The sequence below is a fragment of the Stenotrophomonas sp. 59 genome, assembly GCF_030291095.1.
Taxonomy (GTDB): Bacteria; Pseudomonadota; Gammaproteobacteria; order Xanthomonadales; family Xanthomonadaceae; genus Stenotrophomonas; species Stenotrophomonas maltophilia_Q.
Genome location: NZ_CP127408.1, coordinates 2894755 through 2907164, shown reverse-complemented (window position 1 = coordinate 2907164; position 12410 = coordinate 2894755). Strand labels below are relative to the sequence as shown.

General features: G+C 65.3%; 6 protein-coding genes. 3 read left to right on the top strand and 3 right to left on the bottom strand.

The features are described from left to right. Nucleotides 1–49: 49 nt before the first annotated feature. Entirely contained in the window at nt 50–1198 is a 1149-nt protein-coding gene (locus QP552_RS13535) for an acyl-CoA dehydrogenase family protein (protein WP_286073863.1), read from the top strand. Nucleotides 1199–1433: 235 nt separating this feature from the next. Continuing rightward, nucleotides 1434–1721: a hypothetical protein gene (locus QP552_RS13530; protein ID WP_286073862.1), complete on the top strand. Its 288-nt coding sequence runs from the start codon at nt 1434–1436 to the stop codon at nt 1719–1721. Between the two features lie 154 nt (nt 1722–1875). On the opposite strand, the gene QP552_RS13525 is transcribed toward QP552_RS13530, so the two are convergent. The 3 genes from QP552_RS13525 to QP552_RS13515 are packed head-to-tail and all read right to left on the bottom strand — an operon-like array spanning nt 1876 to nt 6989. Then, nucleotides 1876–5049 carry a multidrug efflux RND transporter permease subunit gene (locus tag QP552_RS13525; RefSeq protein WP_049428353.1) on the bottom strand — a complete coding sequence of 1058 codons (3174 nt, stop codon included), beginning with the start codon at nt 5047–5049 and terminating at the stop codon, nt 1876–1878. Nucleotides 5050–5064: 15 nt separating this feature from the next. Beyond that, complete coding sequence (locus QP552_RS13520) at nt 5065–6333, bottom strand: efflux RND transporter periplasmic adaptor subunit (RefSeq protein ID WP_111113360.1); 1269 nt, start codon at nt 6331–6333, stop codon at nt 5065–5067. After that, on the bottom strand, nt 6333–6989 hold the full coding sequence (locus QP552_RS13515) for a TetR/AcrR family transcriptional regulator (RefSeq protein WP_111113361.1): 657 nt from the start codon (nt 6987–6989) through the stop codon (nt 6333–6335). The genes QP552_RS13520 and QP552_RS13515 overlap by 1 nt, the downstream gene beginning before the upstream one ends. Before the next feature lie 250 nt (nt 6990–7239). On the opposite strand from QP552_RS13515, the gene QP552_RS13510 reads away from it, so the two are divergent. Then, nucleotides 7240–12216: an NAD-glutamate dehydrogenase domain-containing protein gene (locus QP552_RS13510; protein WP_286073861.1), complete on the top strand. Its 4977-nt coding sequence runs from the start codon at nt 7240–7242 to the stop codon at nt 12214–12216. Nucleotides 12217–12410: the final 194 nt, after the last annotated feature.

Sequence of the window (12410 nt, the reverse complement as noted above, 5' to 3'; positions counted from 1 at the left end):
CTGGGCACGCCGTGCGCGGCCCATAACATCATGTACCCGGGAGGGTGTTGTGGATTTCAGCTTTACTGAAGAGCAGTTGATGTTGCAGGACGTGGCGCGGCGCATCGCGCAGGAAAAGATCGCCCCCAGCGCAGAGCACCATGACCGTACCGGCGAGTTCCCGCTGGACAACATCCGCCTGCTGGGCGAGAACGGCCTGATGGGTATCGAAGTGCCCACCGAATACGGTGGTGCGGGCATGGACCCGGTTGCGTACGTGCTGGCGATGGTGGAGGTCGCCGCCGCCGACGCAGCCCATTCGACCATCATGTCGGTCAACAATTCGCTGTTCTGCAACGGCATCCTCACCCACGGTACCGAAGCGCAGAAGCAGACCTACGTGCGTGCGATCGCCGAGGGCGAGGCCATCGGCGCGTTCGCGCTGACCGAGCCGCAGTCGGGCTCGGACGCCACGGCCATGCGTTGCCGCGCGGTGAAGCAGGCCGATGGCACCTTCGTGATCAACGGCAAGAAGAGCTGGATCACCTCCGGCCCGGTGGCCAAGTACATCGTGCTGTTCGCGATGAGCGAGCCGGACAAGGGCGCGCGCGGCATCACCGCCTTCATCATCGATACCGACAAGGCGGGTTTCGGTCGCGGCAAGACCGAGCCGAAGCTGGGCATTCGTGCCTCGGCCACCTGCGAGATCGAGTTCAACGACTACATAGCGCAGCCTGAGGATGTGCTGGGCCAGGAAGGCGAGGGCTTCAAGATCGCCATGAGCGTGCTTGATGCTGGCCGTATCGGCATCGCCTCGCAGGCCATCGGCATCGCCCGTGCCGCCTATGAAGCGACCCTGGAGTACGTGAAGGAGCGCAAGGCGTTCGGTGCGGCCATCGGTACCTTCCAGATGACCCAGGCCAAGATTGCCGACATGAAGTGCAAGCTGGACGCGGCGCTGCTGCTGACCCTGCGCGCGGCGTGGGTGAAGGGCCAGGGCAAGCGCTTCAGCACCGAAGCGGCGGTGGCCAAGCTGACCGCTTCTGAAGCCGCGATGTGGATCACCCACCAGGCGGTGCAGATCCATGGCGGTATGGGCTATTCAAAGGAAATGCCGCTGGAGCGCTACTTCCGTGATGCCAAGATCACCGAGATCTATGAAGGCACTTCGGAAATCCAGCGCCTGGTGATCGCCCGCAACGAGACCGGGCTTCGCTGAGTGGCAAGGGCCGCGCCGCTGCAACGGCGGCGCGGCCAGTAGATTCACGCCATGCATGGATGCGCTGTTCTCTGGCCGTCTGTAGAGCCGAGCCCATGCTCGGCTCCTAAACAAGCAGCCGAGCATGGGCTCGGCTTTGCAGAGCGGCCACCCACGCACCGCCATCAATTTCATTCTCTGGGGGCCTTCCAAAGCCCCGCTACAATGCAGGCCGTTTTTTTCAAGGGTCTGCACTATGATCTATCGCGGTTGGGGCTTCATGACGCTGGTGACGCCGATCGCAGCAATTCTGCTGCTGGCGTACTTCTTTCCGCATGATGGCCCCAAAGGCAACATTCCGTTGCAGCAGGTTCTCCTGGGTGGAGGTGTTGGCGCGGTAGTGAACGTGCTGCTGGGCCTGTGGCTCAACCGTGCACCCCGGCAGAAGGGTGTGGCCGCATCCCATCACTTCTTCTTCGTGCCGATGCAGTGGGCCGCGCTGGCTCTGGTGGCGGTGTGCATAGTGGTTGCGCTGCTGCGCTGAGACGTTTCCCTGGAGAGCGCCAACCAAGGTTGGCGGCTACCGGGCATGCTCTTGCTCTGGTAGATGCCAACCTTGGTTGGCATGGATTCAAAAGCGGCAAGAAAAAAGGCCCCGGATCGCTCCGGGGCCTTTCTCGTTTCAGCCCACCACCAGATCAACGATCCGGACGGTGTGCAGCATCCGCGTCACGCTGGCGTTCCATGAACTCCTTGGACGGTTCATCCAGCTTGTCGCCCAGCATGCGGCGCACGACCACGAAGAACACCGGGATCATCAGCAGGCCGAGCAGGGTGGCGAACAGCATGCCGCCGATCACGCCGGTACCGATGGCGTGGCGGGAGTTGGCGCCGGCGCCGGTGGAGATCGCCATCGGGATCACGCCCATGATGAACGCAAACGAGGTCATCAGGATCGGGCGGAAACGCAGGCGGGCCGCCTCGATGGTGGCATCGCGCAGGTTCTTGCCGGCTGCACGCTGCTCCACCGCGAACTCCACGATCAGGATCGCGTTCTTCGCCGCCAGGCCGATCACGGTGATCAGGCCGATCTTGAAGAACAGATCGTTGGGCAGGCCACGCAGCATCGACAGGCCGAGTGCACCCAGCACGCCCAGCGGCACCACCAGCAGCACCGCCACCGGGATCGACCAGCTTTCATACAGCGCGGCCAGGCACAGGAACACCACCACGATCGACAGCACCAGCAGCAGGGTCGCGGCGTTGCCGGCCAGGATTTCCTGGTAGGACATGCCGGACCAGTCGTAGCCGAAGCCGGCCGGCAGGTCGTCGTTGACGATGCCTTCCATGGTCTGCATCGCTTCACCCGAGCTGGTGCCCGGCGCCTGCGAACCGACGATGTTGATCGCCGAGTAACCGTTGTAGCGGCTCAGCGACGGCGGTGCGGATACCCATTCGGACTTGACCACCGTGTTGAGCGGGATCATCGCGTTGGTGCCGTCGGCATTGGTGGTCAGGCTGGACGGGCTGTAGAAGCTCTTCAGCGACTCCTGGCCGGTGCGGTAGGGGCCATCGGCCTGCATGGTGACGCGCTTGATGCGGCCTTCGTAGAAGAAGTCGTTCACGTACACCGGGGCCAGCATCAGCTGGATGGTGCTGTACACGTCCGACACCGACATGCCCATCGACTGCGCCTGCACGCGGTCCACGTGCAGCTGCAGCTGCGGCGCGTTTTCCAGGCCGTTCGGACGCACGCCGACCAGGTGGTCCGGCTTCTGCGCTGCCTGGCCGAGCAGGATGTTGCGGGCCTGGGTCAGCTGCTCGTAACCGGCACCGCTACGGTCCTGCAGCCACATGTCGAAACCACCGAACTGGCCAAGGCCCTGCACGGTGGGCAGGTTGACCACGAAGATCTGCGCTTCCTTGATGCCGTAGAACGCGCCGTTCATGTTCTGGATGAACTCCGGCGCGGTGAACTTGCGTTCCTCCCACGGCTTCAGGCGGATGAAGCCCATGCCCACGTTCTCGCCGGAACCGACGAAGCTGAAACCGGCGACCTGCAGCATGCCTTCATAGCCATCCTGCTTTTCCAGGATGCCACGCATCTGCGCGAACACTTCGTTGGTCTGGCCCTTGGTCGAGCCCGGCGGCAGCTGCACGATCGCCAGCGCATAGCCCTGGTCTTCTTCCGGCAGGAAGCTGCCCGGCATGCGGGTGAACAGGAAGCCGCACAGTGCGGTCAGCACCACGAACAGGATCATCCAGCGCGGCGCATGGCGCACCGCCGAGGTGATGTGGCCCACATAGGTGTGGCTGATCTTGTCGTAGTACTTGTTGAAGGTGCGGTAGACGATGTTCGGGTTGTCGTTGTGCGTCGGCTTCAGGAAGGTCGCGCACAGCGCCGGGGTGAAGCCCAGCGCCAGGAACGCCGAGAATGCCATCGAAATGGCGATGGTCAGCGCGAATTGCTTGTAGATCTCACCTGCCGCGCCGCCCTGCAGGGCGGACGGAATGAACACCGCGGCCAGCACGACGGTGATCGCCACCACCGCGCCGGTGATCTGGGTCATCGCCTTCTGCGTGGCCGGCTTCGGCGCCAGGCCTTCCTCGGTCATGATGCGTTCGACGTTCTCGATCACCACGATCGCGTCATCGACCACGATGCCGATTGCCAGCACCATCGCGAACAGGGTCAGCTGGTTGATCGTGAAGCCGATCATCCACATGCCCAGGAAGGTACCGAGCAGGGCCACCGGGATGACCAGGGTCGGGATCAGGGTGGCGCGGAAGTTCTGCAGGAAGATCAGCATCACCAGGAACACCAGGAACACTGCTTCAAACAGTGTCTTGACCACTTCCTGGATCGAGATCTTGACGAAGGTGGTGCTGTCGTACGGCGAGAACCAGGTGACGCCGGCCGGGAAGCTCGGCTGCAGTTCGTCCATCTTGGCGCGCACCGCATCGGCCACGTTCAGGGCGTTGGCGCCCGGCAGCAGCTGGATGGCGAAGGCACCGGTCGGCTTGCCGTTGTACTGGGTATCGAAGCCGTAGTTGTTGGCACCGAAGGCAACGCGGGCGATGTCCTTCAGCAGCACGCGCGAGCCGTCAGCGTTTGCGCGCAGGATGATGTTCTCGAACTCCTGCGGCGAGCTGAAGCGGCCTTCGGCCGAGACCGTGGCGGTGAAGTGCTGGCCCTCCGGCGACGGGTCCGAACCCAGCGCACCGGCGGCGAACTGCACGTTCTGCGCACGCACCGCCGCCAGCACCTGGCTGGCCGACAGGCCGTAGCCCTGCATCTTTTCCGGGTTGAGCCAGATGTTCATGGCGTACTCGGAACCGAACTGCTGGGTGCTGCCGACGCCGGGGATGCGCGAGACCTGGTCGAGCACGCGCGAACCGACGATGTCGTTCAGGGCGTCACGGTTGATGGCTGGCGTATCGGACTGCAGCGCGATCACCATCAGGAAGCCGGCGTTGGCCTTGGCCACGACCACGCCCTGCTGGGTCACTTCCGATGGCAGTCGGGGCGTGGCCAGCGAGACCTTGTTCTGCACCTGCACCTGGGCGATGTCCGGATCGGTACCGGTCTCGAAGGTCAGGGTGATCTGCGCACGGCCGTTGGAGGCGGACGAGGAACTGAAGTACAGCAGGTGATCGATACCGGTCAGCTGCTGCTCGATCACCTGGGTGACCGATTTTTCAGTGGTGTCCGCACTGGCGCCCGGGTAGGTGGCCGAGACGGTCACCTGTGGCGGGGCGATGTTGGGATAGGACTCCACGCCCAGGTTGAGGATCGCGATCACGCCGCTGAGCGAGATCAGGATCGCAACCACCCAGGCGAAGACTGGATGTTCGATGAAAAATTTAGGCATGACGGAAGGTTCCCGTTACTGCTTGTTCGAATCGGTGGCGGCCGGCTTGGCCGCATCGGCCTGGGCGGGCTTGGCCGCGTCGGCCGGTGCCTTGCCTGCGGCCGGTGCTGCACCTGCCGGCGCGGCGCCGCCCGCGGCGGGCTTGCCGTTGGCGTCCTGCCCCGGGGTCCACGGCTTGGCGACCGCCGGTGCACCTTCCTTGACCTTCTGCACACCGGCCACGATCACCTTGTCACCGGCGGCCAGGCCGTCGCTGACCAGCCAGTTGCCGTTCTGCGCGCCGTCGGTCTTGACGTTCTTGCGCACCACCTTGCCATCGGCGCCGACCACCATCACGTAGCCGCCGGTGGTGTCACGCAGCAGCGCCTGCTGCGGCACCAGGAAGGCGTTGTTGCGCTCGCCCAGGTTGGCCTGGAAGCTGACGAAGGCTCCCGGCAGCAGGATCTGCTGTGGGTTTGGCAGCAGCGCACGAAGCGACACCGCGCCGGTGGCCGGGTCGACCGTGGTCGAGGAGAAGTCCAGGGTGCCCGGCTCGCTGTAGGTGCTGCCATCGGCCAGCTTGACGCTGACCGTGGCCTTGCCATCGCCGGACAGCGCCAGCGCGCCCTTGGCCTGCTGCGCGCGCAGCTGGCTCAGTTCGTCCACGCTCAGCGAGAAGTTCACGTACAGCGGGTCGAGCTGGTCGACGGTGGTCAGCAGGGTCACATCGCCCTGGCCGACCAGCGCGCCTTCGGTGACCTGCTGCTTGTTGGCCACGCCGCTGATCGGTGCGGTCACTTCGGTGTAGCCCAGGTTGATCCGCGAGGAAGTTACCGTTGCCTCGGCCTGCTTGACCGCAGCCAGCGCGGTGCGTTCGGCCGATTCAGCGTTGTCCAGGTCGGACTTGGAGACGAACTGCTGCGGCGCCAGGGAGCGGGCACGATCAGCGGCCACCTTGGCATTGGCGTAGGTGGCGCGGGCCGAGGCCAGCTGAGCTTCGGAGGCGTTGAGCGAGGCGCGCAGCGGCGCCGGGTCGATCAGGAACAGGGTCTGGCCCTGCTTCACCTGCGAGCCTTCCTGGTAGACGCGCTTGAGCAGCACGCCCGGCACGCGCGCGCGCACGTCGGCGCTGCGGAACGGCGACAGGCGGCCGACCAGCTCGCGCTGCAGCGGCAGGGTCTGCGGCTTGGCGTCGATCACGCCCACCTCCGGCGGCGGGGGCATCTGCTGTTCCGGCTTCTTGCAGGCAGCCAGCGCGACAGCAACGGCGCACGTCAAGGCAAGGGTGCGGAGTGGGGCGGTCATCAGGAGGAACTCCGGGGTTGGTTTGTAGGCGGGGCCGGCAACGGCTGTGGCGCGAATGCGCGCAGGAAGCTGTCGACGGAGAACTCTGCCCAGCGCCGACGCAGCAGCGCGTCATCACGATGGGGGGTATGGAAGCGCTGTTTGTCGAAATCCTGACCGGCGATCATGCTCAGCAGCAGTTCGGCCATGAAGTGCGGGTCGTCATGCCGGAGCTGGCCACGCATGCAAACGGTTTCAATCCATTCAGCAAGATGAAGCGTCAGCGCGCCGGCCCCATGCCGGTACAGCGTACGCGCCTCATCGGGAAACTGGGCCGCGTCGGCAGCGATCAGCCGGCAGGCCTGTCCTACGTGCGGTTGGTTGAAATGCTCCAGGAAGTCGGTGGCGAACTGGAGCAGGCTGGCACGCAGGTCGTCAGTGCGGAGTGCACGGACCATGGCGCCGGTGGCGTGGCCGACATGGCGCTGCATCACCCGGCGCAACAGATCCTGCTTGCTGCCATAGCGCGAGTACAGGGTCTGCTTGGAGCAGCCGGCGTGCTGGGCCACCGCCTCCATGCTCATCTGCATGCCCTGCTGGGCCAGCAGTTCGCGTACGGCGTCGAACACACGCTCATCGCGTGCATCGAGGGCAACGGGGAGGTAGGCCGGGTTCACGCGGTGGACTATACCGTCCAGTTCAGGATTGTGGAATCGCATCGGCGTCGCCGCGTGTGTCTTCCGGTAACACGTTTTGCCGATCCTGTCGGCAGTGCTGAAACAGGTGCCAGCACCATACCGGTGCGAACTGAATAGGCGTCTAAACCGCAGCAAACCCGAATCTGCTTATTCCGTCCTGCAGCAAGGCCTTTTCGTGCGGTAGGGCTACAATTTCATTTTCCCAACTGAGCAAGCGCATCGCTCTGCCATGAAACCGCAAAAAACCGCAGCCAAGACCGTGAAAAACAAGACCAAACCAGCAGAGTCGGAGGTCGCAGTGACCGCTGGTTTCTCCCTGGAGCCGGTGTACACGGCATTGCGCAAGCGCTACCCCGCGGCCGCACAGGCCGAAGCAGTGGCGTTCGCCACTGACTTCTACAAGCGCATGGAGTCGGACGAGTTCCCGCACCACAGCGCTGAAGAGTGGGCCGCTCTCGCGGCTGAGACGCTGGAATTCGCCCGTGCCCGCAAGGCCGGCAAGGCCAACGTCCGCGTGTTCAATCCGACCGCGAAGGCCAATGGTTGGGAATCGCCGCACACGGTGCTGCAGATCGTCAACGACGACATGCCGTTCCTCGTCGATACCGTCACCATGTCGCTGGCCGAACAGGGCGTGGGCGTCCACGTGCTGGGCCACCCGGTGCTGCGCTTCACCCGCGACAAGGCCGGCAAGCTGGTCAAGGTCGGCGAGGGTGATGCCGAGTCGGTGATGCTGCTGGAGATCGACCGCCAGCCGGCCGAAGCCATGGCCGCCATCGAACAGGCCATCAACAAGGCGCTGGACGAAGTGCGCGCGATCGTGCGCGACTGGCAGCCGATGAAGGACAAGGCGCTGGCGCTGGCCGACGACCTGGGCAAGCGCCAGCTGCCGGTCGACGATGCCTCGCGCAAGGAAGCACAGGAATTCCTGCGCTGGGCCGCCGACAACCACTTCACCTTCTTCGGCTACCGCGAGTACCGCGTCGAGAAGCAGGGCAAGGAAGACGTGCTGGCGCCGCTGAACGACACCGGCCTGGGCCTGATGCGCGGCAAGGACAAGTCCGCCGCCCGTCCGGTCAAGACCCTGGCCGCGCAGGGCCTGAACGCCACGTCCGGCCTGAAGGACGCGCTGATCCTGACCAAGACCAATGCCCGTTCGCGCGTGCACCGCGCCGGCTACATGGACTACATCGGCGTGCTGGAATTCGACGCCAAGGGCAAGATCACCGGCGAGCAGCGCTTCCTCGGCCTGTTCACCTCCAGCGCCTACAACCGCCGCCCGTGGGAAATCCCGTTGGTGCGCCAGCGCCACGAGCACGTGATGAAGCAGTCGGGCCTGGCCCCGGCCAGCCACAGTGGCAAGGCCCTGCGCCACATCCTGGAAACCCTGCCGCGCGAAGAGCTGTTCCAGTCCAGCGAGGACGAACTGTTCCGCACCGCGATGGGCGTGCTGGGCCTGCAGGAGCGCGTGCGCAGCCGCCTGTTCCTGCGCCGTGACAAGTACAGCCGTTTCATTTCCGCGCTGGTCTACCTGCCGCGCGAGCGCTTCAACACCGACGTGCGCCTGCGCATCGAAGCGATGCTGAAGGAAGCGCTGCACGGTGAGTACGTGGACAGCTCGGTGGTGCTGGGCGAATCGCCGCTGGCCCAGGTGCACTTGATCGTGCGCCCGAAGCCGGGTGAAATGCTCGACGTCGATACCGCCGAACTGGAGCAGAAGCTGGCCCAGGTGCTGCGCAACTGGCAGGACGACCTGCGCGAAGCGCTGGTGTCCCGCCACGGCGAGACCGAAGGCCTGCGCATTGCTGCCCGCATCGGCAAGGCGCTGCCGGCTGGTTACATCGAAGACAACAGCACCGCCGTTGCCGCCAACGATGTCAGCCAGCTGGACGCGCTGACCGGCCCGGACGACCTGCGCCTGAGCCTGCAGGCCGTGCCGCGTGAAAGCGGTGATGGCCTGCGCCTGAAGCTGTACCGCCAGCTGGACGACATTCCGCTGTCGGATGCGCTGCCGATGATGGAAAACATGGGCCTGCGCGTGATCGCCGAGCGTCCGTACCGCCTGTCGGTCGACAACGCGCCGGTGTACGTGCAGGACTTCGAGGTCGAATCGACTGCCGGTGCGATCGATGCCGCCAGCGTCGATGAAGCCTTCGGCGAAACCTTCGCCCGCGTCTGGCACGGCGATGCCGAGAACGACGGCTTCAACCGCCTGGTGCTGGCCGCTGGCCTGCACTGGCGCCAGGTCGCCATGCTGCGCGGTTACTGCAAGTACCTGCTGCAGACCGGCGTGCCGTTCTCGCAGGCCTACGTGGAAGGCACCTTCGCGCGCTACCCGCTGCTGGCCCGCCTGCTGGTCGAACTGTTCGAGGCCCGCTTCGATCCGGCCACCGGCCATGAAAGCAAGGACGACATCGCTGCCGGCCAGGCCCAGCTGAAGGCCCACCTCGATGTGCTGGCTGCCGGCGACGACGCCACCCTGAAGGTGCTCAAGACCGTGGTCGACGCCCGCAAGGGTGACCGCGACGCGCAGATGCAGGCCGCGCGCGATGCGCTGCTGAAGCTGATGGACCGCGTGTCCAGCCTGGACGAGGACCGCATCCTGCGTTCGTTCATGGGCGTGATCGACGCGACCCTGCGTACCAGCTACTACCAGACCGATGCCAACGGCCAGCACGGCCATGTCATCAGCTTCAAGTTCGATTCGGCGCTGGTGCCGGACCTGCCGAAGCCGCGCCCGTACCGCGAAATCTTCGTCTACGGCCCGCGCGTGGAAGGTACCCACCTGCGTTTCGGTGCCGTGGCCCGTGGCGGCCTGCGCTGGTCGGATCGTCGTGAAGACTTCCGTACCGAAGTGCTCGGCCTGGTCAAGGCGCAGATGGTCAAGAACACCGTCATCGTGCCGGTCGGCGCGAAGGGTGGCTTCTTCGCCAAGATGCCGCCGGTGAACGGCGATCGCGATGCAGTCTTCGCCAACGGCGTGGCCTGCTACAAGCTGTTCATCCAGGGCCTGCTGGACATCACCGACAACATCGTCAACAACAAGATCGTGCCGCCGGTGGATGTCGTGCGCCACGACATGGACGATCCGTACCTGGTGGTGGCCGCCGACAAGGGCACCGCGACCTTCTCCGACATCGCCAACGGCCTGGCCATCGCGCACGGCTTCTGGATGGGCGATGCGTTCGCCTCCGGCGGTTCGGTGGGTTACGACCACAAGGGCATGGGCATCACCGCACGCGGTGCGTGGGAGTCGGTCAAGCGTCACTTCCGTGCGCTGGGCCGTGACAGCCAGACCCAGGACTTCACCGCGGTCGGCGTCGGCGACATGTCCGGCGACGTGTTCGGCAACGGCATGCTGTTGTCGCGCCACATCCGCCTGGTGGCTGCGTTCGACCACCGCCACATCTTCCTGGACCCGAACCCGGATGCGGCCACCACGTTCGTCGAACGTGAGCGGCTGTTCACCGTGCCGCGTTCGAGCTGGGCGGACTACGACGCCAAGCTGATCAGCAAGGGCGGTGGCATCTACCCGCGCAGCCTGAAGTCGATCGAGATCACCCCGCAGGTGCGTGAAGCGCTGGGCCTGGACGACAACGTCAAGGCGCTGTCGCCGAACGATCTGATGAGCGCGATCCTGAAGGCACCGGTCGACCTGCTGTGGAACGGCGGCATCGGTACCTACGTCAAGGCTGCCAGCGAGCAGCACAGCGATGTCGGCGACCGCGCCAACAACGCGCTGCGCGTGAACGGTGGCGAGCTGCGCTGCAAGGTGGTGGGCGAGGGCGGCAACCTGGGCATGACCCAGCTGGGCCGCATCGAAGCTGCCCAGGCAGGTGTGCTGCTCAACACCGACTTCATCGACAACTCGGCCGGTGTGGACACCTCCGACCATGAAGTCAACATCAAGATCCTGCTCAACGATGTGGTGCGGGCCAAGAAGCTGACCGTCGAGCAGCGCAACAAGCTGCTGGCCTCGATGACCGATGAAGTCGCCGAGCTGGTGCTCAACGACAACTACCGCCAGAACCAGGCGCTGAGCCTGATGGAGCGGATGGCGGTCAAGCGCCTGGGTTCCAAGCAGCACTTCATCCGTACCCTGGAACAGCAGGGCCTGCTCGATCGTCAGATCGAGTTCCTGCCGTCCGACGCCGAGCTGTCCCAGCGCAAGGCACGCGGCCAGGGCCTGACCCGTCCGGAACTGTCGGTGCTGCTGTCCTACTCCAAGCTGGTGGCGTTTGCCCAGCTGCTGGATTCGGACATCCCGGAAGATCCGTACCTGTCCAAGGAACTGCAGCGCTACTTCCCGACCCCGCTGCAGAAGAAGTACGCCGACGCGATGGAGCGTCACCGCCTGAAGCGCGAAATCATCGCCACGGCCGTGACCAACCAGACCATCAACCGCATGGGCGCCACCTTCCTGATGCGTATGCAGGAAGACACCGGCCGTTCCATCGCCGAGGTCGCCAAGGCCTACACCATCAGCCGCGAAACGCTGGATGCACGCGCGCTGTGGGCGCAGATCGATGCGCTCGACGGCAAGGTGCCGGAGTCGGTGCAGATCGACGCACTGGAAGTGATCTGGAAGCTGCAGCGTTCGTTCGTGCGCTGGCTGCTGTCGCGCCCGGGTGCGATGCCGGGCATCACCGAAGCGGTCAACCGCTACCAGGGCCCGTTCAACGACATCCGCGTCGCCTCGGGCGTGCTGCCGGATTCGCAGCGTCCGACCTACGAAGCCCTGGTGGCCGAGTGGAAGGAAAAGGGCCTGCCGTCCGCGCTGGCGCAGCAGCTGGCCGAACTGCACTTCCTGGAGCCGGCGTTCGACATCATCGAACTGGCCCGCACCCGCAAGCTGAAGCCGGTGGACGTGTCCAAGGTCCACTTCCGCCTGGGCGATGCCCTGCAGCTGCCGTGGCTGTTCGAGCAGGTCGACGCGCTGGAGGTCAACGGTCGTTGGCATGCCGTGGCACGTGGCGTGCTGCGTGACGAACTGGCGGCCAACCACCGCAACCTGGCCGGTCAGGTGCTGGGCACCAAGGGCAGCAGCGCGGAGGCCAAGGTCGCAGCCTGGATGGGCCGTGACGACAACAGCCTGCGCTTCACCCTGGCGATGCTGGCCGAGCTGGCCGAGCAGAAGACCCTGGACTACCCGACCGTCTCGGTCGCGGTGCAGCGCCTGGGCCAGCTGGCGGCACACGGCGCGTAAGTGATGTAGTGCCGGGCCACGCCTGGCATGCATGAACCGGAACGGCCCCGCGAAAGCGGGGCCGTTCTGTTTCTGGGCACGTTCGCCGGGCATGGCCCGGCGCTACCGACGCACCGGGCGAGGGTAGCGCCGGGCCATGCCCGGCGAGCGCAGCGGTGCTCGGTTATGCTCTTGACCAGTTCCCCCCGGATCCA

What these genes read in the sequence shown, in the direction of transcription:
- QP552_RS13525 (WP_049428353.1), bottom strand. Translation starts at nt 5,049, where the DNA reads ATGCCTAAATTTTTCATCGAACATCCAGTCTTCGCCTGGGTGGTTGCG.
- QP552_RS13520 (WP_111113360.1), bottom strand. Translation starts at nt 6,333, where the DNA reads ATGACCGCCCCACTCCGCACCCTTGCCTTGACGTGCGCCGTTGCTGTC.
- QP552_RS13510 (WP_286073861.1), top strand. Translation starts at nt 7,240, where the DNA reads ATGAAACCGCAAAAAACCGCAGCCAAGACCGTGAAAAACAAGACCAAA.
- QP552_RS13530 (WP_286073862.1), top strand. Translation starts at nt 1,434, where the DNA reads ATGATCTATCGCGGTTGGGGCTTCATGACGCTGGTGACGCCGATCGCA.